Below are 20,266 nucleotides of genomic sequence, written 5' to 3'. Positions count from 1 at the left end.
TTTGTCTACTGCGGGAAAACACTAGATCGTTGGATCTGTTCATTCGCGTCAGGAGTCAGGAGGAAGGAGTCAGGAGACAGGGGCCGAATCAGTGCATGTCTCCAGTATCCTGTCTCCTCACACTCGCGTCAGGAGTCAGGAGGAAGGAGTCAGGAGACAGGGGCCGAATCAGTGCATGTCTCCTGTCTCCAGTATCCTGTCTCCTCACACTCGCGTTAGGAGTCAGGAGGAAGGAGTCAGGAGACAGGGGCCGAATCAGTGCCTGTCTCCAGTATCCTGTCTCCTCACAGTCGCGTGAGGAGTCAGGAGGAAGGAGTCAGGAGACAGGGGCCGAATCAGTGCCTGTCTCCTGTATCCTGTCTCCTGTCTCCTCACACGATTTGAATAGATCGGCCTACCCAACTACCATCTACCAACTACTGCACCAACACCTTCCGGAAGAACGACATAAACGACTCATACAACCCCATCGTCGTGCCGCCGTCGGCGACCCCGTGATCCCCACGGGGATAGATACGCAACTCATAGTTCTTGTTGGCCTGATGGAGGCGGTCCACAAACTGCATCATATTCTGCAGGTGCACATTGTCGTCCATGCCTCCATGAATGAGATAGAGCTTGCCCTTCAGGAGCTTCGCATGCTCGAGACAGGAACCCGCCTTGTAACCGTCGGGATTGTCGGCAGGGCGCTGCATAAACCGCTCGGCGTAGATCGTGTCGTAGAACTTCCAATCCGTGACAGGCGCGACGGCCACACCCGCGCTGAAATGGTCCGCCCCGAGCAACATGGTCAGAGCCGCCATGTAACCGCCGTAGCTCCAGCCCCAGATCACGATGTTGCGCGCATCGACGAAGGGCAGGGCCGAGAGATACTTCGCGGTCTCGACGTAATCGTTCGCCTCCCACTTGCCGAGCTGTTTATACACGCGGTGTTTGAAATCCGTGCCGCGTCCGCTGCTGCCGCGGTTGTCGCACTGCACCACGATGAAACCCTCGTTTGCGATGTACTGATGCATCGCGCCGGGCCACGCATTGCGCACGGCCTGCGTGCCGGGTCCGCCGTACACGTCGAAATACACGGGGTACTTCTTGGCCGGATCGAAGTCCGGCGGCTTCAGCATCGAGCACTGCAGCTCGAGACCGTCGGCCGTCTTCACCGTGAACAGCTCCTTCTGCGACCAGCGGTACGCGGCGAAGGTCTCGCGTTTGGCCTCGCTGATCACGCGCAGCTCCTCGCCGTCGATGTTGCGCATCACGGCCTTCGACGGCGCGTCGATGCTCGACCATGCATCGCTGTACAGCGCGCAGGTGGGACTCATCGAGAACGAGTGCGAGCCCGCCTCGACGCTCAGTTTTTTCTTCTTTCCGCCGTCAAGCCGGATCGAGTACAGGTGACGCTCCAGCGGCGACACTTCCGTCGACACGTAGTACAGCACCTTTTCATCCGGCGAAAGGCCCGCGATCTGAGTGATTTCGAAGGCGCCTTTGGTGATCTGGTTCACAAGTGTGCCGTCGGTGTTGAACAGGTACGCGTGATTCCACCCGTCGCGTTCTGAATTCCAGATAAACTGCTTCTTTTTGGTGAGAAACTTGAGGTAGCCGAAGTTTTCGATGTCGATCCATCCCGTCGCCGATTTTTCCTCGAGCACGACGCGGGACTTGCCCGTGGCGGCGTCCGCGAAAAGCAGTTCCAGATGATTCTGCAGACGATTGAGGCGGTAGATGCAGAGTGTTGCGGGATCCTGCGTCCACATGATGCGCGGAACGTAGATGTCGGTCTCCGAACCGAGATCCATCCACGTGCGCGCGCGGGATGCGACATCTATCACGCCGATTTTTTCGATCGGATTCGCGTCGCCCGGTTTCGGGTAGCGGATCGGCACAAACTCGAGATGCAGCGATGTCCAATCCGTCATCTTGTACTCGGGGACCCCGCGCTCATCCTCCTGCCAGAACGCGATACGTTTCGAATCAGGCGACCACTGCCAGCCGTCGGTGATGCTGAATTCCTCTTCGTACACCCAGCCGAAGCGGCCGTTGTACACGTTCTCCTGCGCGTCGTTGGTGAGCTGGGTCTCCTCGCCGCTCGCGAGGTTCATCACCCAGATATTGTCGGCGGCCACGTACCCCACCCATGCGCCGTCGGGCGACACCTTCACGTTGCGCAGGCCGTCGCCGTGTTTAGGCAGCACGGTGAGTTTTTTCGACGCGATATCGTACACCGCGTATTCACCCAGTGTCGATCGGCGCCAGAGCCGCTTCACCGAAAGAGTGAAGACGAGTTTGGTCTGGTCGGGACTCCACGAATAACTCTGGAACGTGAACGGTGAATCTTTGCCGGGTTTTTTCAGCCCCGACAAATCCACGAGTTTCGCCTCCTTGCCCGTCTCCGCGTCCACGGCGTAGATACTCTGCGACATCGCCCCCGAATCACGTTTGGTGATCGAGTACTGCGTCCCGTTTTTCAGCCAGGTATATCCGCCGCCGCGTCCTCCACCCGCAAGGTCGCGGTTCATGAACGCGTCCGACAAGGTGACGGGTTTCTTCTGCGCGACAAGCAGCAGGGCGGGGAGCGCGCAGAGCAGCGCGGTGTGGAGAAGGGAACGGCGGAACAGGGACATGGTTTATCCTTTGTGCGAAAGTGGAAACAAACAGAAATGTACCTCCGATCCTCCTATCGTCGCAACGCCTTCTCCCTTCCCTCTTCCCCCTTCCCCCTTCCCCGTTCACTCGCCCAGCGCAGCCAGATCCTCGGCCGTCAGCCGATACAGCAGCCACTCGCGCATGTGCCGCGCACCGAGGCGTTCGTAGAAATCGAGGGCGAGGCGGTTCCAGTCGAGGACGGTCCACTCCATCCGGCCGCAATTGCGTTCGCGGGCGAGTCGTGCCAGTGCCAGGAACAGGGCTTTTCCGGCCCCGCAGCCCCTGTAGGAGGGCAGAACGAAGATGTCCTCGAGGTAGAGGGTGGGCAAGGCGAGAAAGCTGCTGTAGGTCTCGAAAACGATGGCGTAGCCCGCGGCCACTCCGTCCACTTCCACAAGCCATGCTTCGATTCTTCGTTTCTCGCCGAATGCGTCGCGGAGCAGCCGCTCCTGCGCATCCGCGTCGGGCGGGGTGAGGGATTCATATTCCGCGAGTGCTTCAATCAGCCGGAGGAAGGTGCGGGAGTCTTCGGCTTCGGCGGCACGAACGATTACGTTGGGCATGGGGATTCCGGGGGTGGATTCGTGGTAGATGAGTAGATGGTAGTTGGTAGATGGTAGTTGGGTAGATCGGTCTACTCTGTCCGCGTGAGGAGACAGGATACAGGAGGCAGGAGGCCTTCGAGTCAGGATCTGTCTCCTGTGTCCTTACGGGAGTGTGAGGATCCAGGCTACAGGAGGCAGGCACTGATTCGGGCCGTGTCTCCTGACTCCTTCCTCCTGTCTCCTAACACGAGCGTGAGGAGACAGGATACAGGAGGCAGGAGGCCTTCCAGTCAAGATCAGTCTCCTGTTTCCTGTCTCCTGTGTCCTTACGGGAGCGTGCGGAGCCCACCTAAAACCTCCACCCCAGGCCGCCGTCGTAGTGCATGAAGGTCTGCACTATGCCGCGGATGGGTTGAAGGAGGATGTGCATGGACGGTCCGGCGCGGAGTTGCAGCACCATGTTGTCCACGAGACGGAGTTCCGATCCGATACAGAGACTGAACACGATGCGCCGCTCATGCGCCCACACGATCTTTTTTGAACCGACCTGATACGAGACGAGAAAACTCGCGAGCGCCTTGGTGGACGGTGCATCGGTCGAGAGGAAGGAAATGCCGAGCGAGGGTGTGATACCGATGGATGTGGCGGGTTTATTCGGAAATGCGAGGTAGTTGATCATGCGCACATACCCGAACGAAGCCTCGGCCTCGAGCTGGGGTGCTACACGGTACTGCACGCCCAGGCGGGCGCCGTTTGCCATGCCCACGCCCATGACCACAAGGTAGTCCTCGCCCGCGCCCGTTACGAAGGGCGCGGGCGCCGCCTGCTGGGCGTGCAGGTGCGGAACTGCGAATGCCATGAGCGCAATACACAAGGCGGCGGTGTACGCCAGAGTACTCGTCGTGAAGGGAATGCCGGTAATCATGGTCGAAGCGGCGGAGGATACGGAGTATGCGGTGATCTGCGGCGCGGGCGGGGGAATGCTCGCGTGGGTCAGAAGGTCCAGCCGAGTCCCGCGTCGAAATGTACGTGCACCTGTCCTCTGCGCGATTCGCTGCGCGACAGGAAATGCACCGAGGGACCGACACGGAAAAAACACGAGAGGCGCGGGAGCACGTCGAGTTCCGCGCCGGTTGTAGCGGTGAGGGAAAATCGTCGCTGGGTCACGAATTCATTCAGGCGTTTGGTGGCCCATGCCTGTGTCACGATGAACGAAAAGAAGGGCGAGATGTCGTTGCCCGCGTGTGTGTGCAGGTTCACGCCCGCGCTCGCCGCCGACGCGTCCTGTGACAACTCCTGTACCGTCCCCGTGCGCAGCACCGTGAAGCGCACATACCCGAACGAGAGTTCCGCGGAGAGCGACGACGAAAGATGATACCGCAGGCCGGCGCGCGCGCCGTTGGTGGTGCCCAGCGCAAGGTGCGCGCTCACGGCGCCCGCATGCCGCGCGGTGGACCGCGCCTCGACCGTCTGCCCGTGCATGGCTGCGGCGACAAGCAGAAAACAGAGGAGGGCGGAGGGCAGGCGGAGGGAGCGGGTCATTGCGATGGGACGTGTAAGGCAGTGAATATAGCGATTGCCACCGCCGAGCAAAACCGCATGACGCGGAAACCGGAAAAAATGGTATGTTGCGACATGTGCCACAACCATTCAACAGGAGTGACCCATGACGATTGAAGAAGCTGTCGCGAAGGGATTTCTCAATCTCGGCGAAGAAGAAGTCAAACAGGTTCTCGATTCCATCTTCGACATGGAGGATGCGGAACAGCGCCTCGGTGCCGCGGTGCAGTTGCTGCAGACCTTCGTCGCCGACGACAAGATCGACGCCGTTCTGGATCTGAACGCGCTTATCCTCGATGCCTACGATGAACTCGATTACTACGAGGAGGAAGGCGAAGAGGAAGGGGAAGAGGAAGCCGAAGACGGCGATCAGAAATCCTGATCCCCGGCCGGGACTTTACAGTATTGACTCTCGACACACGCGCCCGCGGGACACATCGATTCCGCGGGCGCGCGCCGTCGCATACGACTTGCGTTTTCACCGACACGAACGGGAGCACCCATGATCATCGTTGGAATCGTTCTTCTTGCACTCGCCGGTCTGCTGCTTTTCCTTCGGAAAAAACAGCAGGACCAGTTGCTCGAAATCAAGTTCGTCAAAACATCGACAGTCGCGGAACTTTCAGACCTGCAGAAATCCATCGCCGCTGAAATCGGCCCCGGCGGCTTCCGACAACAGGCCGAAGTGAAAGGGGTCTGCCGCTGCGACACCCCGTTGAAGGGCGAACTGAGCGGACAGGACTGCGTGTACTATTCGATGTCGGTCTCCGAGCGCTACGAGGAGACGTATACCGAGACGGATTCGCAGGGGCGCAGCAGCACGCGCACACGCACCTCGACCACGGTTGTCACCTCAAACACGCAGGCCGTGCGTTTCTCGCTCGACGACGGCACGGGCAGCATCACGGTCGACACCGCGGGCGCGAGTGTCGACGCCGTGAGTGTGGTCAACAAATACGAGCCGTACCGCGCGGGCATGACCGGACTGCAGTTCGGCGGCTTCACCTTCTCGCTCGGTGGCTTCGGCGGCAGCGGACGCCGCGTGCTCGGTTACGAGTACCACGAGTCGATCATTCCTCTCGGCCGCCAGCTCTACATCCTCGGAGACGCCTGTGATACCGGCGGCGAACTCGCGATGGTGCTGCCGCAGGAAAAAGGCAAACCCTTCATCGTGTCCGTGAAGTCGGAAGAGGAACTGACGCGCGGCAAGGAAGGCGCCGTGAAATGGATGTTCGTCGGCGTGATCGTCTCGGCCGTGGCGGGCCTGGCTCTCATCATCGCGGGCGCGCTCAAGTAGATACAGGCGCACACCTCATCGTGCGCCATCCGCGCATGGTGTCGAATAATATCGGATGAACTCGTCCTATTATCGGATCTCCGGTACTGGCACGGGTTCATCCGATGCGTATGTGGATCAGGAGCGTGTGTGCCGTTCCGCCGAAAGTGCTGCCCGGAGGCGCAGTCCTGATTATTCCTGCGTGTTCAGATAGGGAAGGACACGCACGACGAGGCGTTCGGTCGCGCCCGAGCGCGCGCGCACAAAGGCGCCCGCGGCCTCGCCTGTCTGCGCGCGGAAGGGTTCGTCTGAGAAGAGGCGGCGGAGCACGCGGTACACGTCGCGGCGGTTCGAGACGATGAAGCTGCCTCCCGCCTCCTGCAGTTCGCGGGCTTCCTGGCTGTTGTGGATTTTTGGTCCGTACACGACGGGGATGCCGTACACGGCGGGTTCGAGCGTGTTGTGCACGTTGCTGCGGAACCCGCCGCCGACAAAGGCCGCGTCGGCAGATGCGTAGAGCGGGAGAAGGATGCCGATGCTGTCGACGAGCAGGACGCGTTCACCGTCCCAATTCTGCAGGTACGAGAAGCGGATCGATTCGGCGCGGCCGCGCAGGCGGTATTCGAGTGTCTCGAGATGTTCGATCGTGGGTTCGTGCGGGACGATGATGCAGAGGAAGGTCGGATCGTATTTCAGCAGGGTGAAGACGGCGGGAAGCAGCGCGTCCTCGTCTTCCTGCCAACTGCTGCCGGCCACGAGTATGCGGCGCCCTTCCTTGATGCGTTCGGGCAGCAGGCGCTTGATACGCGCCTGTTCGGCCTTGCCCGAGACCCTGTCAAAACGTGTGTCTCCCGCGGTCTCGATGGCCGCGTGCCGCAGGCCGAAACGTGCGAAGTTCTGCGCGTCGCGTTCTGAGATCGTGACGATGGACTCGAAGGCGTCGAATACCGCGCGATGGAAGGAGCGCGCACCGGGCCAGAGGCGCGCGGAATTGTCGCGCATCGTGGCGTTTGCAAGCAGCGCGGGAATGCCTCGGTCGTGGCATGCCCAGAGGTGATTCGGCCAGACGTCGTAACGGATGAACAAGGCGATGTCGGGCTTGAGCAGATCCAGGAAACGCGCGGCGTTGCGGGCCGTGTCGATCGGGATGTACGTCGAGAAGTCCGCATGCGGGTAGCGCCTGCTGTTCTCATAGCCCGACGGCGAGAAAAAGGTGACCACCACGCAGAGTTCGGGCACGGCCTGCTTCAAGGCCTCGATGATGGGTTTGGCCTGCTCGAACTCGCCCATCGACGAGACGTGCACCCACGCGCGCAGGGGACAGGGCTTTTCCTCCAGGAAGCGCGCCAGGTCCGCAAACACATGGCGCCGTCCCTCGAGTCCCTTCCGCGCCTTCGGATGCAGCAGCGCGAGTACGCGCAATCCTATCCACAGGACGGGGAAAATGATGTATCGGTAGAGGAAGCGGGTCATGGCGGCGGGACGGCAATATACGCATCTCACCGGACTTATTGGACGATTCATGCCTTCCTCCTCACACGAGCGTGAGGATACAGGAAATAGGAGACAGGAGAAAGAAACTGGATCGAGCCGTGTCTCCTGAATCCTGTCTCCTTCCTCCTCACACGAGCGTGAGGAAAAACAGGAAGTACTGTCAGCTCACGGATTGAATTAGCACCATCCTCACCGATAAAACCGCACCTCGACTTTTTCCAGGGTGGCCAGGCCGCCGTGCAGGAAGGGCTCGATACGTCCGAGAAATTCCTCGAGTTTTTCGCGTGTGTCGACAAGCTCCACCACGACGGGAAGATCTTCCGAGAGAAACTCGATTTTGAACGTGTGAATGACGCGGCTGTGTGCGCCGAAACCCATGAGGCCGCGCAGCGCGGTCGCGCCGGCGAGTCCTTGCGCGCGCGCCTCGGCGACAATCCATTCGTAGAGGGGGCGCCCGTCGTGCCGGTCGGTCTCACCGAGGAAAACACGAAGCAGGCAGCCTTCCGCGGGTAGTGTCATATCACCTCCAGAGTGCGAATGCGGCGGCGCGACCCAGCCAAACGGCCGCGAGTCCGATGAGGAGATTTCCGGCAGCGTTGAGGACGGCGTAGACGTGTTCGCCGTCGCGCAGCAGGTTGAGTGTCTCGTTGCCGAAGGCGGAGAAGGTGGTGAACCCTCCGAGGAGTCCGACCACAAGGAAAAGGCGTGTCTCGGCGGAGAAGCCCCCGCGGCCCTCCGCAAGCTGGGATACGAGTCCGATGATGAAACACCCGAGCAGATTCACGGCCAGCGTGCCCCACGGAAACGCCGCGCTCCCGCTCCACGTCTGCACCCACCCGCCGAGCGTGTAACGCAGTACCGAGCCGATTCCGCCTCCGAGTGCAATCACGATGTATTTCATGCCGCAATCTGCATCGAAGCATCGCTTGCATTCCACCTGCATATCGTGCTATATTTGGAATCGCGCCTGGATGGCGGAATTGGCAGACGCGCTACATTCAGGGTGTAGTGTCCGCAAGGGCGTGCAGGTTCGACTCCTGTTCCAGGCACAACGGTCCGACTTTGTCGGACCGTTACGTTTTACTGGTGCACGAGTAACGGGATGGTGCGCTGCGCTCCCGCTCCATCCTCGATCACGATCCGGTACACGCCGCTGCGGAGATGTGCGGTCTGCGGAACGGGGAGTATGGTCCGGCCGGGGTGCGCCGTCGCGTCCGTCGGCGCAGCCGCGCGCCTTCCGAGCGCGTCGTACACGCTGATACGGAGCGTGCTGCGTGTGCTGCTGTTCACGGGCAGGTGGACGACCGCGCCCACCCGCGCGGGATTCGGATACAGCGATCCGATGTCGAGTCGCCGGTCCGGCGTGCGCGTCTCGATGCCGTTGACACGCCCCTTTGGATTCACGTAGAACGTGTCCACGGAGGAGACGGGGACAAGCGGGATGACCGTGATGCTGAAGCCCGGTGGAAGCGCCCCGGCCACGGTGTCACGCCACAGCCATGTTGCGTACTGAAGATCGAACGTCGCCGCGCCATTGGGGAAAATCGGCGTGCGTGTGTACAGGTCCTGTGGCGTGTCGGAGTAGTCCGACGTGAACAGAAACAGGTATTCGCGATCGCCTTGTGTTATGGGATCCCACGTGTTGTTCTGGCGCAGCCCGCCTTTCTGTTCAACAAATGCCGCGTTCGCCTGTCGCGGCCGCAGTGTGTCCGATATGTCCCATACCGTAAACGGCACGTCGTGGTAGCCGCTGTAGGCATAATTGGGATTACCGCCGCGCAGGTACAAATGTGCTTTCTGCGTTCGCGCGGGGTCGAACACAATGCGCATGGGCCGTTGTTGAAACCATTTCACCTTGCTCCCCCAGCCCCATGTGATTCCGGTTTCGATTTCAACGGCGGGCGTCAACCAGCGGTCGAGTTCGGAGGTTCTGCGGACGAGTTCGACTTCCGGGCCGCTACCGTCATCGTACAACCGACGCTCGGTGCTCGTTCCTGCGTGTAATTTCCAGCCGTCGCTCGAGGGCATCAGATGTGCATAACGATCAGGAAACGGTGCATCCACCACCACATCGCGCCATGCCGTCATGTCGAAAATCGTCACGGTGCGGCGTGTCAGCAGGGGATCGCTCTCACGAATCGTGATGCGGTACGTGTGGTCCTCAAGCAGCGCGCGGTCGGTGATACGCCAGCCGAGTGTGCCCACGGCATTGCCCGCCGCATGAATCGCGAGCGAATCGACCGGCGCTTCGGCGGGCTGCTCCACAAGCAGACGCGCAGTGTCGCACCAGCATTGATTCGCTCCGTCGCGCAACAGGAAGGGCAGCGGGAGGCGTTCGCCGACGGGGAAAGTCCCCGGGACGTCGACGGTCGCGAAGGTGGCTGAGTCGTGCATGTTGTACGCGATCGTGCGCGCTCGGCCGGGCTCGAGACGTGTGTCGAGCTGCATCCAGGGCATCGTCCCGGGCAGGAATCCGTCGTCGAGTATCTCGAGCGTATCGAGAGTGAACGACGTTTGGTTCCCAACCGTTACTCCGATGCGCACGTTCTCTCCGGGATTCGCGTGTCCGTCGGAATTCAGGTGATCCGATTGCACAAAAACATCGGTGATGTGTATCGGCCCCGAGAGTGGAAGACAGCGCGCAATGGGCCACTCCATCGGATCGTTCTGTTGACCAGTGGAGACCGACACGAAACAATCGAGTCCGAAGGGCGCCCGTGTGGTGGAGTAGCTTCCGCCATACACGCCGTCATTCGCCGCGCCATCCTCGTGCAGGCCGTCATCCAGAAGCACGCCCCGATTGTGCAACACACCGTCGCCCGTGCGGAAGACGATGGGGATGCTACCCGCCGCGCCCTGCATACGACCTGTCATGTGTACCTCGGCGGTGTTAGCATCCGGGTACCGCATTCTGACCGCGATGTCGGGAATCCCGATGTTGGGGTGAGCGTGGCGTATGTGTGCGGCATCCGCAGCGTCACGCAAGGCGAGAATGTCGCGCGTCGTTGTCGGTCCCTGCGCGACGATGTCCGCAAACACCACTTCCTGCGTGTCGCCTGGTGCCATCGTGAACGGTCCGCTTCCCAGCACAATGCGCCGGTCGCCCATGCGGAACCGTTGTCCGTCGAGCCAGCCGCGTCCCGTCACGGGATCACCCGTGAGTGAATACGTTGATGTCCGGCCCGTCGTTGGATTGATCTGCGCGGTCCCGTCGAACAGGCGTCCTCGGAGAGAATAATACATCTGCGAGGAGCCGGCCGCCAGACCGAGTTGCGGATCGCGATACTGCATATCGGCCGCAACGTAATACGTGAATGCGGACATGCGGAGGTTCATCGCATTGACGCGTAAACCGAAGTTCCAGTGTGCCTCCCGCTCGGAGGCGCGGACGATGGGCCCCTGCAGCAGCACGGTGCCGAATGCCGGCGGATCGCCGTACAACTTGTCCACGCGGTTGCCGTTGTACACATACATGAGATCGCGCGTCGTGTCACACCCCGCGAGGTCGTCGTTCGGGCTCCCGATGTCGGGATCGCCCCAGCGGCCGATGAACATGTTATCGTACGAATCCCGGGACTTGTTGATCAGGGTGTGTTTCACGAACACCATATTCACCAGCGATGGTACGGTGGACCACGTCCAGAGCAATGTCTGTATTTCGAGTCCGATGGGCTCCGTGCCGTACAGATTTAAGGTGCGGCTCGCCTCCATGTCGTTCGAGACGAACCAGGCGAGCTGGTCACCGAGGGGCAACGGACCGTCGGACGAGGCGCTGTCGGCGAGCCACCTGTCGAAATCGGGATCGTAGATACCGTTCCTGTTCCTGTCGATCCATGGCGCGCCGAGATTTGCGGGCCACGACATAAAATCAGCACGCAGGCGCTGTTGTTCGGGACCCGTCAGCGTGGCGTACTCCGCCGCGCCGATGCGCCGAGCAATATATATGTGATGTACGGGATCGGACGGATCGGACGGCAGTCCGGGGAATTGAATATTTCCCGCCTGCAGACCCTGTCGATACGTCGATCCGCCGGCATGGAGTTCGCCCTTGTACATGCAGCCGTACACGAGTCCCGCATTGAAGCCCACGTGTTTCCCCGATCCCTTCGGCCACTCGAAGCCGTTGGCGTCGGTAGCGGGATTGTGCATCATCGATCCGTTGTTCCCGAACCACATCGTGAATGCCGACGTGCCGATGCTGTCGTACGCATCGTTGGTCAGCACGCGGGCAGGGCTTTGCGGAACAAAGGGCCGTTCCTGCGCGGCCGCGCGCAGTCCGCATAGAAGTAACAGCACGATGATAGGGATGGAAACACGTCGCATGGGAAACCTCGTAACGCTGGGAATGATCGAAGTATTTGTAACGTCCTGTGTCCACGTGATTGATGTTGCGATTCGAGCGTCGCGTCCGCCTCAGCGCAGCAGAAGCATGGGCCGCCGTACGACGGCACTCCCGTTGACGAGCACGAGCTGATACATGCCCGCGGCCATTGAGGCGGGGATGCGAAGCGCGAGTGTGTGTGTGCCCGTATCCAGCTCCGTGTCGAGGAGTGAGACGACCCGCCCGAGGGAATTGTGCAACTGCACCGAGCAGCGCGCGGGCTGAGGAACGTCCACGAGCAGTGTCGTCACTGCGCCGGACCTTGCCGGATGAGGGTACAGCGTCCGCACGTCGAACTTTTTCGGCGGCGGCACGGGGGCCGCGCGGCGCCCGGGACGAATGAGAAACGTATCGGCGTCGCTGACCGGTATGCGCGAATCGAGCAGCAGGTGTGTGCCGTCGCGGAAGGATGCGAACGCGGCCGTGCTGCTGTATGATCCGATGTAGAGGATGTCGAGCGCGCCGTTGTACGGGTACAACATGTTCTGTGTGTACTCGGACGGGATGGGCGTGGAGTATGTCGACGAAAAAACGATCAATTGTTCGCCGCTGTCCCAGCGCCCGTCCAGACTGCCGCTCGCGGTCGATTCCACGATGCCCGCGTTCAACTGGCGCACACGTATCGAATCGCGCATGGCCCAGACCGTGAAGGGCAGGGATACTTTTCCATCCGGTGCCGCGCTCTGCAGCGATGTTCCGCGGTAACGGACGACATCCTGCCCGCGCGTGGAATCGAAATCGATTGACACGACCGCGAGTTCCTTCCAGGTGCTGCGCGACCGTTTCGGAATGCTCAGTGGTATTCTCGTGAAGTTCGGCGAGGCGTCGGTGGTACTTCCCGCGGGTGTGTTGAACCACGAGCCCCAACTGCCGCAGACCGCCGTTGTGCCGTCGGAGTACATCACATAGGCTTTCCCGACTTCTCTGTCCGTGCTGCCTGCCGTGAGTTTCCATCCTGCCACCAAGGGCATTGCATGCGCGAAACTGTCCGGCAGGAACACCCCGTCGACCACGATGCGCCCCGCGGTCATGTCCTCGATGCTGACCGTGCGCACATGCATCGCGGTGTCGGCGCTCCGCACCGTGACACGATACTCGTGTGTGTCGAGCGAGGCACGATCGACGACGCGCCAGCCGAGTGAGCCTGCTGCGTAGCCCGCGAAATGTTCCGCGAGCGAATCGGCCACGGGTTCGCGCAGTGCGGCGACGGCGATGCGGGCGGTGTCGCACCAGCACTGATTCGTCGTGTCTTCCGTGTACAGTGGGAAAGCGAGGCTGCTGCCCACGGGAGTATCGCCGGGAATGGTGTACGAGAGGAAGCTGTTCACATCGTGGGCGTCGTAGGGCAGTGCGCGTGTTGATGCTGGCGCGACGACGGCGGGAAAAACGAGCGGGCGCGAGCCGTACATTCCCCAGGCGCCCGGAAACACACGGAGCGCTTCGACGGGGAATGCGCCGTCGTTGCGCGCGTCGAGGCCCAGCCGGATGTCCTCGCCCGGATTCGCGTCGGCGAGGAAGTTCAGGTGATCGGAGACGATGCGGACGCCGATGTGTAAGGGGCCGTTGAGCGCGAGGCACGAGGCGACCGGCCACGTAAGGGTGTGTGTGTGCGGATAGTCCGCGTCAACGATACAATCCACACCACGGCCCTGACGTGTGGTGATCCACACGCCCGCAAAGGTTCCGTCACCGGCCAGCCCATCGCCGTGCAGCCCGTCGTCAAACAATGTCGTGGATGCGACCGGAGAGCCAAATCCATCCACAAAACGCGCGGTTGCCGCGAGTGCTCCTTGAATGAATCCGCGCACGTCGATGCGGGTCTGGGATGTGCCGGGATAGGATACCGTCGCTGTGATGTCGGGCGGTGTGAACGTGAGCGCTCCCGCATTGTACACGGTATGAAGTTCGTCGGCCCGCTTCTGCAGCAGTCGAAGATCGGCCGCGCGTGTGGGTCCCTGCGCAACAACTGTCGCATATACGACCTCCTGCGTATCGCCGCTGTGGAAGGTCACGGGGCTGCACGCGAGGATACCCCGGCGGTCGGATGCGCGGTGTACACGTCCGTCCACCCATCCCCGCATGTGTATCGGATCGCCCGAAAGCGGAAACGCCGTTGCGTTGTGTGTCAGCGGATCGATGGGATACGGTCCTGTGGACATGCGCCCGCGCAGAAAGCGGTATACGTGCCCGCGTGCCGACGCGCCCGCAGTGGGCGGATCGCCGTAGCCCCGCACACCCTTGATGACGTTTGTAAAGCCGCCAACTCCGAGATTGCGATATCCGGCGCGACGGCCGAAGGACCACAGAGCTGTATCACCAAGCGAGGCCTCGATCGGTCCCTGCAACAGTATCGTGCCGATCACGGGTGGATCGTTGTACAGGGGGTCCGACACCTCGCTGTTGTAGCTGTACATCATTCCACGGACCGAGTCGCAGCCCATAAAATCGTCTCCGGCAAAACCGATCTCGAAGTCGGTCCAGCGCCCGAGAACAAATTCCGTCACGGCGTCGGGAGTTTTGTTGATGACGGTATGCCGGACAAAGACGGTGTTCTCGAGAGTGGGATGGCCGCCGCGTGTCCAGATGTAGGTATGGACTTCGATGCCGAGCGGACGGGATCCGAACAGCGCGGATGTGCGCGCCGTGTCGAGGTCGTTCGAGACGTACCATGCGATGTGTTCGCCCGCGAACAGCGGTTCGTCGGAGGTGGTGTTGTTGTCGAGCCAGGCCTCGAAATTCGGATCGTAACGTCCGTTATTATTGCGGTCGAGCCACGGGGCGCCGAGGTCCGCGGGCCAGGTGGTGAAGTCCGCGCGCAGCCGTGTCTGCACACCCGGCGGCAGTTGCGCAAACGTCGCGCGCTGCATGCGCCGTGCGAGGTAGATGTGATGCCGCGGGTCGGCGGGATCCGCCGCTGTTCCGCCGGGCAGTATCGGACCTGGCTGCAGAGCCGAACGGAAATACGCTCCGGTTGCGCAGGTGTCGCCGCGTACGAGTCCGCCAAACACCGGCCCTTCGGCGTAGATCAGATGGTGGCCGCTCCCGCGCGGCCATTCGAATCCCGGTCCGTCGTACATGGCGTTGTGCGACAGCGTTCCATCGTTGCCGAACCACATCAGCAGCGCCGCCGTGCCTATCGAGTCGGTGTCGTCGATCACGACCGTTCGAGACGGTGATGCCGATTGTACAGCGCTCTGTCCGGGCGCCTCCGCCAGTATGGAACAGATAATGATGGTTCCCAATACAGCCAGTCGTCGCATAAAGCACTCCTGCACGTCAGGCGGAAAATAGAACTTCCCGGCGTCCCGAAAAAAGTGGAATTCATCGTTCCCCACGTATCACGTGTTGTATGCGGGCCGCGTGTGCGCGGGGTGCGCGACGCTGCTCGATCAATGACCTATGGCTGTGATGCCGACAGTTGCCGGCACCCGCTCGACGCCGAATACATCAACAACCGGCCTGTACGCCCGTCTGTCACCGACGCATGAACTTTTATTCAGCCGACGCGTGAACTAGCATTCAGCCGACGCATGAACTAGCATTCAGCCGACACATGAACTAGCATTCAGCCGACACCTGAACTAGCGTTCAGCCGACCGGTAAACTTGCATTCAGCCGCCCGCCTCCGTACGTTTATGCATGTCTCGCGTCTTACAATACCCTCGATTGGTTGCGCCGCGTCTCCATGAGGCGCTGCGTGACACGCCTGCCGTGCTCATCCACGGGCCGCGGCAATGCGGGAAGACAACGCTGGCGCGTATCGTGGGTGAACACCGCGGGTACTCATACATTTCCTTCGATGACGTCGCTGCATTGGCGGCGGCGAACGCCGATCCCGTCGGCTTTATCGCGGGGTTGCCCTCGAGAACCATACTCGATGAGGTGCAACGTGTTCCCGGGATATTCACCTCGCTCAAGGCCGCGATCGACACGCGCAGGGTCATGGGGCGGTTCATTCTCACGGGCTCGGCCAATGTCCTGCGCCTGCCCGGACTTGCGGACTCTCTCGCAGGACGCATGGGTATTCTCCGGCTCCACCCTCTCGCGCAAAACGAGATCGAAGACCGGCGGCCCCGTTTTCTCGATGCTCTGTTGCGTGGTCGATTCAACACGGGCATGTCAACGTCGCTCGGACGTGAACTCGCGCGACGCATTGTCACCGGCGGGTATCCGGCGGCCCTCGCGCGGAAGACGCCTGCGCGCCGGCGCATGTGGTACCGCGATTACGTCGAGACGCAAATACAGCGCGACGTGCGCGACATGAGCCGACTACGGTCGTTCGAAACGCTTCCGAAACTCCTACGCCTGGCGGCTGCGTATACGGCGCAACTCATCAACGTCGCCGATCTTGCGGCACCATTCGAATTGACACGACAGACTATTCACGAGCACGTCGCCCTGCTCGAGCGTGTGTTTTTGATCGAGAGGCTTCCGGCCTGGCACATCAACAAATTGAAGCGGCTTGTGAAACGGCCGAAGATCCATGTGTGTGACACGGGGGTGGCATGCGCGCTGCTCGGGCTGGACGATACCGCATTGGCGGGGGATCGAGCCACGATGGGTGCCATGCTGGAGACGTTTGTACTCCAGGAATTGCGGCGTCAGGCAAGCTTCCGTCCGGATCCGCTTGAGTTCTCACACTACCGGGATCGTGACGACTTTGAAGTGGACATTGTGATTGAAGGACAGGGAGTGGTATGCGGTGTTGACGTCAAGGCCGCCGCCTCGGTCAACAGTGCGGATCTGCGTGGACTGCGCAAACTCCGCAGTGCGGCGGGCGGGCGCTTCTGTGCCGGAGTGGTCCTCTACGACGGAACGGCGACGATCAGTTTCGGTGAGAACATCTATGCCGTTCCGGTGAGGAAACTGTGGGAGTAGTCCACCCTCTCCATGCGGCGTGTACGACGCGTGTCTCTTCCGGCCCCCGCACGTTTGCCGCACCGCCGCGCGCGTCGTAGATTCGTGTCCATCATGAACGATCAGACTACACGCACCATCATTGTCGGCATCGCCGGCGGCAGCGGTTCCGGAAAAACGACCTTTGCCCGGCAACTGGCGGACCGGCTTGGTGAAGAATCCATCCTGCTCTTCCAGCACGATGCCTATTATCACGATCTCGACGCGATGCCGGTGCCGGATCCCGCAAAGATCAATTACGACCATCCCGACGCGCTCGAAACCGAACTGGCTGTCGAACACCTGCGCGCATTGCGGGCGGGTCTTCCCGTGGAGCAGCCCGTCTACGATTTCTCGACACACAGGCGGCTCGCAGAGACGGTGACGCTGCTCCCGCGCCCCGTGGTGCTGGTCGACGGCATCCTCGTGCTGTCGGAACCCGAATTGCGCGAGGAGATGGATCTGCGCCTGTTTATCGACGCCACCGACGACCTGCGCCTGCTGCGCCGTCTCGAGCGCGACATCGCCGAACGCGGACGTTCGGTCGAAAGTGTGCGTCAGCAATACCTCTCGAGCGTGCGGCCCATGTTCGAACAGTACGTCGCACCGAGCAAGCGCTACGCGGACCTTATCGTTCCCTTCGAAGCCACCAACGCCATCGCCGTGCGTGTGGTCGCCGCGTGGATTGAAGGGATGCTGGGGTAGGCACAGCGGGAGCGGAACAGCGAAATAGTGTCTCGCTGAGCGGAGTCGAAGCGCGACGGGACAGCGGGACCAGAACGCTGTGTCACCCCGAGCTTGTCGAGGGGCGACGGGAGAGCGGGGTGTTTACATGAGCGGGAAATCCGCGTCCGGTGATAGCGGAGTATCCGATCCGATATTCTGAATCCCCTCGCCCGGCGCTGTTGTTTCAGCTTCCGAACTCCGTATGCCGGGTTCTGGATTCTGAACACCGCCTTCTTCGCCCGCGGCCCGAGCGCCGATCACGACATAGCCCATGTAGCGCCGTCCGCCGTGTTTGAAGTACATGTCGATCTCGTGTTTGTAGTGTTTCACGAGCGCGCGGTGCTGCTTGAATTCCTCGAAGCCCGCAGCGGCCAATTTTTTCACGTCGGTCATGAACTGCTTGTAGAAGGGTTCGAGGACGCGTGTCTGGTCGCTCTCGTGCACGATGCGGAATCCGCATTCGGCGAGCAGGTCCGCGAGTTCCGCGCGTGTGGGCACTGTGTATTCACGTGTCTCCCACACGCCCCGTATGCCCGTGGGCGCACCGTCCTCGAGCCACACCGGTGCGGCGATAAGCAGCGGAGCCCCGGGCTTCAGCACACGCCGCACCTCGCGCAGCAGTTTGCGCTTGTTGTAGCTCGAAAGAACCCCGTCGACAATCACCGCGTCGACGGTGCCGTCGCGCGGATCGAGCGCGACGGGCGACATCATCCTGAAGGAGACACGCGGCCGCAGGTCGCCGACACGCGATTTGCAGAAGAACAGCGCCTCCGCGTCCTCGTCAGCGCCGACTATCGATCCTGGAAACTGCTCGGCCATGGCAAAAACATTTTCGCCGTAGCTGCTGCCGATGTACAGCATCTCGGCATCGTACCGCCAGTTTTTTCCTCCCGTCTTTTCGAAGGCGTAGGTGACCAGGCGTGGTCCGCCGGGTGTGAGATGGAAGGGGTAGTTGGGCATGTTTCTGTGTCGGTCAGTTCGTGGATGCAAAGTCGCGGGATCGGTTCCGAGTCTTGAAGGAGATAGGATACGTTTTTCAGGAGGTAGGATACAGGAGCTAGGATATAGGAGAACGCTGAGGGGCAGAGAAATGCGACCGGGAGAAGAGGAGACCACGAGATGTCTCACAAGGAACACGCGTATAATACGGATTGCATCCAACTAATCCGTCCCGCTGTCCCGCTCTCCCGCTGTCCCGCTGTCCCGTCGCGCTTCGACTCCGCTCAGCGAGACACTATTTCGTTGTTCCGCTCCCGCTGTCCCGCTGTCCCGTCGCGCTTCGACTCCGCTCAGCGAGACACTATTTCGTTGTTCCGCTCCCGCTGTCCCGCTGTCCCGCTGTCCCGCTGTCCCGTCGCGCTTCGACTCCGCTCAGCGAGACACTATTTCGTTGTTCCGCTCCCGCTGTCCCGTCGCGCTTCGACTCCGCTCAGCGAGACACTATTTCGTTGTTCCGCTCCCGCTGTCCCGCTCTCCCGCTGTCCCGCTCTCCCGCTGTCCCGTCGCGCTTCGACTCCGCTCAGCGAGACACTATTTCGTTGTTCCGCTCCCGCTGTCCCGCTCTCCCGCTCTCCCATATCCTCACACGAGTGTTAGGAGCTACGACCCTCGAGACCAGCGGCAGATCGTTATTGGATAACGAGCGCTTCGCGGAGGAAGCGTCCGATGGACACGACGCTGCCGACGAGACCGAGTATCGCGCCCAGGACGATGAGGTAAAAATAGAACACCGCGTCAACGGCGATATTAACGAGCAGGTCCTCCGAAATGGGACTGATGAAGAAGGCAAAGACGAGACCCAGCAGAATCGAGGCGAGGACCCCGCCAATGAGGCCGTGCAACACACCCTCGATGACAAAAGGCATGCGGATAAACATCGAGGTGGCGCCCACCAGTTTCATCGTGCGGATGATGCCGCGTTTGGCCTCGATGGTGAGGCGGATCGTGTTCGCCACGAGTATCACGGCCGACAGCCCCAGCACGATGCCGATAAACAGGGTCGCATAACTGAAGGCACGCGCCCGCGTGTCGATCAGCGACAGGAATTGTTTGCGGTATACGACATCCTCCACGCCGCGCATGCGTTTGACCCGCTCGGCGATGGCCGCCACACTGTCGGGATTGTCGTACCCCGCGTACATCTTCAGGCGGAAGGAGGAGGGCAGGGGATTGTCGTCGAGGAAGTCCGCGTACGTCTCGCCGAATTCTTTCTGGAAGATTTTTGCGGCTTCTTCCTTGGAGATGTAGGTCACCTCCTCGACACCACGGAGCGAGCGCATGCGTACGCCAAGTTCGCGGTGCTGGTCTGCCGACAGCCCTTCGCGCAGGAACGCCTCCACTTCCACGCGGTTGCGTATCTGGTCGACGATTGCGGAGAAGTTCAGCGTAATGATCGCGAACACCCCCAGGAGCAATAGGGAAATGCTGACCGTGAAGATCGTAATGATCGTGGCGGCACGATTGCGCCGGAACCCGGCCAGACTTTCCTGAAACGTGTATCGGACGCTCATAGGCCTTTGTTATCAGCCCAAGTTAGCTTTTCATCGCCGGGAGAACAAGTGGACAGCGGGACAGCGGGACAGCGGGAGAGCGGGACAGCGGGAGAGCGGGACAGCGGGAGAGACCCGATGTTTAACATAGCAAGCCTCGCACGTGGTGTTTAGATTTCTGTTTGCCCAAAAACATCCACACCTCGCGGAGGCTTGCTATGCAGCAACGTACACAGCCCACGTTTGACGATCAACC

General features: G+C 61.2%; 15 protein-coding genes and 1 tRNA gene. 5 read left to right on the top strand and 11 right to left on the bottom strand.

From position 1 onward, the window contains the following. Window positions 1–416 precede the first annotated feature (416 nt). The 4 genes from HY962_07310 to HY962_07295 form a co-directional block, all read right to left on the bottom strand. Window positions 417–2,621, bottom strand: a complete 2,205-nt coding sequence (locus HY962_07310; GenBank protein MBI5646724.1) for a DPP IV N-terminal domain-containing protein — start codon at window positions 2,619–2,621, stop codon at window positions 417–419. Window positions 2,622–2,726: 105 nt separating this feature from the next. Beyond that, window positions 2,727–3,206, bottom strand: coding sequence for a GNAT family N-acetyltransferase (locus tag HY962_07305; protein MBI5646723.1), 480 nt, complete (start codon window positions 3,204–3,206; stop codon window positions 2,727–2,729). A gap of 331 nt (window positions 3,207–3,537) precedes the next feature. Beyond that, window positions 3,538–4,113, bottom strand: a complete 576-nt coding sequence (locus HY962_07300; protein MBI5646722.1) for a hypothetical protein — start codon at window positions 4,111–4,113, stop codon at window positions 3,538–3,540. A 68-nt stretch (window positions 4,114–4,181) separates the two neighbouring features. Beyond that, the gene (locus HY962_07295; protein ID MBI5646721.1) at window positions 4,182–4,730 is read right to left on the bottom strand and encodes a hypothetical protein; all 549 of its coding nucleotides are present in this window, start codon (window positions 4,728–4,730) and stop codon (window positions 4,182–4,184) included. Between the two features lie 124 nt (window positions 4,731–4,854). On the opposite strand from HY962_07295, the gene HY962_07290 reads away from it, so the two are divergent. Together HY962_07290 and HY962_07285 are read left to right on the top strand one after the other, a co-directional pair. Further along, entirely contained in the window at window positions 4,855–5,130 is a 276-nt protein-coding gene (locus HY962_07290) for a hypothetical protein (protein ID MBI5646720.1), read from the top strand. Between the two features lie 120 nt (window positions 5,131–5,250). Then, a complete protein-coding gene (locus tag HY962_07285) occupies window positions 5,251–6,045 on the top strand; it encodes a hypothetical protein (GenBank protein MBI5646719.1) in 795 nt (264 codons plus the stop codon). A 171-nt stretch (window positions 6,046–6,216) separates the two neighbouring features. Here the strand turns inward: HY962_07285 and HY962_07280 are convergent, their stop codons facing one another. The 3 genes from HY962_07280 to crcB form a co-directional block, all read right to left on the bottom strand. Further along, window positions 6,217–7,497: a 3-deoxy-D-manno-octulosonic acid transferase gene (locus HY962_07280; protein MBI5646718.1), complete on the bottom strand. Its 1,281-nt coding sequence runs from the start codon at window positions 7,495–7,497 to the stop codon at window positions 6,217–6,219. Window positions 7,498–7,707: 210 nt separating this feature from the next. Next, window positions 7,708–8,037: a DUF190 domain-containing protein gene (locus tag HY962_07275; GenBank protein ID MBI5646717.1), complete on the bottom strand. Its 330-nt coding sequence runs from the start codon at window positions 8,035–8,037 to the stop codon at window positions 7,708–7,710. Window position 8,038: 1 nt separating this feature from the next. Next, window positions 8,039–8,419, bottom strand: coding sequence for a fluoride efflux transporter CrcB (gene crcB, locus HY962_07270; GenBank protein MBI5646716.1), 381 nt, complete (start codon window positions 8,417–8,419; stop codon window positions 8,039–8,041). Between the two features lie 64 nt (window positions 8,420–8,483). On the opposite strand from crcB, the gene HY962_07265 reads away from it, so the two are divergent. Continuing rightward, window positions 8,484–8,567, top strand: a tRNA-Leu gene (locus HY962_07265). A gap of 31 nt (window positions 8,568–8,598) precedes the next feature. Here the strand turns inward: HY962_07265 and HY962_07260 are convergent. Together HY962_07260 and HY962_07255 are read right to left on the bottom strand one after the other, a co-directional pair. Beyond that, entirely contained in the window at window positions 8,599–11,841 is a 3,243-nt protein-coding gene (locus HY962_07260) for a T9SS type A sorting domain-containing protein (GenBank protein MBI5646715.1), read from the bottom strand. 90 nt (window positions 11,842–11,931) lie between these two features. Then, entirely contained in the window at window positions 11,932–15,159 is a 3,228-nt protein-coding gene (locus HY962_07255) for a hypothetical protein (GenBank protein MBI5646714.1), read from the bottom strand. 379 nt (window positions 15,160–15,538) lie between these two features. Here HY962_07255 and HY962_07250 point away from each other — a divergent pair, with 379 nt between their 5' ends. Both HY962_07250 and udk read left to right on the top strand, forming a co-directional pair. Beyond that, window positions 15,539–16,777, top strand: coding sequence for an ATP-binding protein (locus tag HY962_07250; GenBank protein ID MBI5646713.1), 1,239 nt, complete (start codon window positions 15,539–15,541; stop codon window positions 16,775–16,777). A 93-nt stretch (window positions 16,778–16,870) separates the two neighbouring features. Continuing rightward, entirely contained in the window at window positions 16,871–17,500 is a 630-nt protein-coding gene (udk, locus tag HY962_07245) for a uridine kinase (protein ID MBI5646712.1), read from the top strand. A 123-nt stretch (window positions 17,501–17,623) separates the two neighbouring features. Here udk and HY962_07240 read toward each other — a convergent pair whose 3' ends face one another. Beyond that, a complete protein-coding gene (locus HY962_07240) occupies window positions 17,624–18,481 on the bottom strand; it encodes a methyltransferase domain-containing protein (protein MBI5646711.1) in 858 nt (285 codons plus the stop codon). Between the two features lie 668 nt (window positions 18,482–19,149). Further along, window positions 19,150–20,031, bottom strand: coding sequence for an ABC transporter permease (locus HY962_07235; protein MBI5646710.1), 882 nt, complete (start codon window positions 20,029–20,031; stop codon window positions 19,150–19,152). Window positions 20,032–20,266 lie beyond the last annotated feature (235 nt).

The organism is Ignavibacteriota bacterium (assembly GCA_016218045.1).
GTDB lineage: Bacteria > Bacteroidota > Ignavibacteria > SZUA-365 > SZUA-365 > JACRFB01.
The sequence above is the reverse complement of the archived record's forward strand: the minus strand, read 5'-3'. Positions and strand labels throughout refer to the sequence as shown.

Excerpts from the sequence above, each read along its gene's own strand:
- HY962_07310 (MBI5646724.1), bottom strand. The coding sequence starts at position 2,621 with ATGTCCCTGTTCCGCCGTTCCCTTCTCCACACCGCGCTGCTCTGCGCG.
- HY962_07305 (MBI5646723.1), bottom strand. The coding sequence starts at position 3,206 with ATGCCCAACGTAATCGTTCGTGCCGCCGAAGCCGAAGACTCCCGCACC.
- HY962_07300 (MBI5646722.1), bottom strand. The coding sequence starts at position 4,113 with ATGATTACCGGCATTCCCTTCACGACGAGTACTCTGGCGTACACCGCC.
- HY962_07295 (MBI5646721.1), bottom strand. The coding sequence starts at position 4,730 with ATGACCCGCTCCCTCCGCCTGCCCTCCGCCCTCCTCTGTTTTCTGCTT.
- HY962_07290 (MBI5646720.1), top strand. The coding sequence starts at position 4,855 with ATGACGATTGAAGAAGCTGTCGCGAAGGGATTTCTCAATCTCGGCGAA.
- HY962_07285 (MBI5646719.1), top strand. The coding sequence starts at position 5,251 with ATGATCATCGTTGGAATCGTTCTTCTTGCACTCGCCGGTCTGCTGCTT.
- HY962_07280 (MBI5646718.1), bottom strand. The coding sequence starts at position 7,497 with ATGACCCGCTTCCTCTACCGATACATCATTTTCCCCGTCCTGTGGATA.
- HY962_07275 (MBI5646717.1), bottom strand. The coding sequence starts at position 8,037 with ATGACACTACCCGCGGAAGGCTGCCTGCTTCGTGTTTTCCTCGGTGAG.
- crcB (MBI5646716.1), bottom strand. The coding sequence starts at position 8,419 with ATGAAATACATCGTGATTGCACTCGGAGGCGGAATCGGCTCGGTACTG.
- HY962_07260 (MBI5646715.1), bottom strand. The coding sequence starts at position 11,841 with ATGCGACGTGTTTCCATCCCTATCATCGTGCTGTTACTTCTATGCGGA.
- HY962_07255 (MBI5646714.1), bottom strand. The coding sequence starts at position 15,159 with ATGCGACGACTGGCTGTATTGGGAACCATCATTATCTGTTCCATACTG.
- HY962_07250 (MBI5646713.1), top strand. The coding sequence starts at position 15,539 with ATGTCTCGCGTCTTACAATACCCTCGATTGGTTGCGCCGCGTCTCCAT.
- udk (MBI5646712.1), top strand. The coding sequence starts at position 16,871 with ATGAACGATCAGACTACACGCACCATCATTGTCGGCATCGCCGGCGGC.
- HY962_07240 (MBI5646711.1), bottom strand. The coding sequence starts at position 18,481 with ATGCCCAACTACCCCTTCCATCTCACACCCGGCGGACCACGCCTGGTC.
- HY962_07235 (MBI5646710.1), bottom strand. The coding sequence starts at position 20,031 with ATGAGCGTCCGATACACGTTTCAGGAAAGTCTGGCCGGGTTCCGGCGC.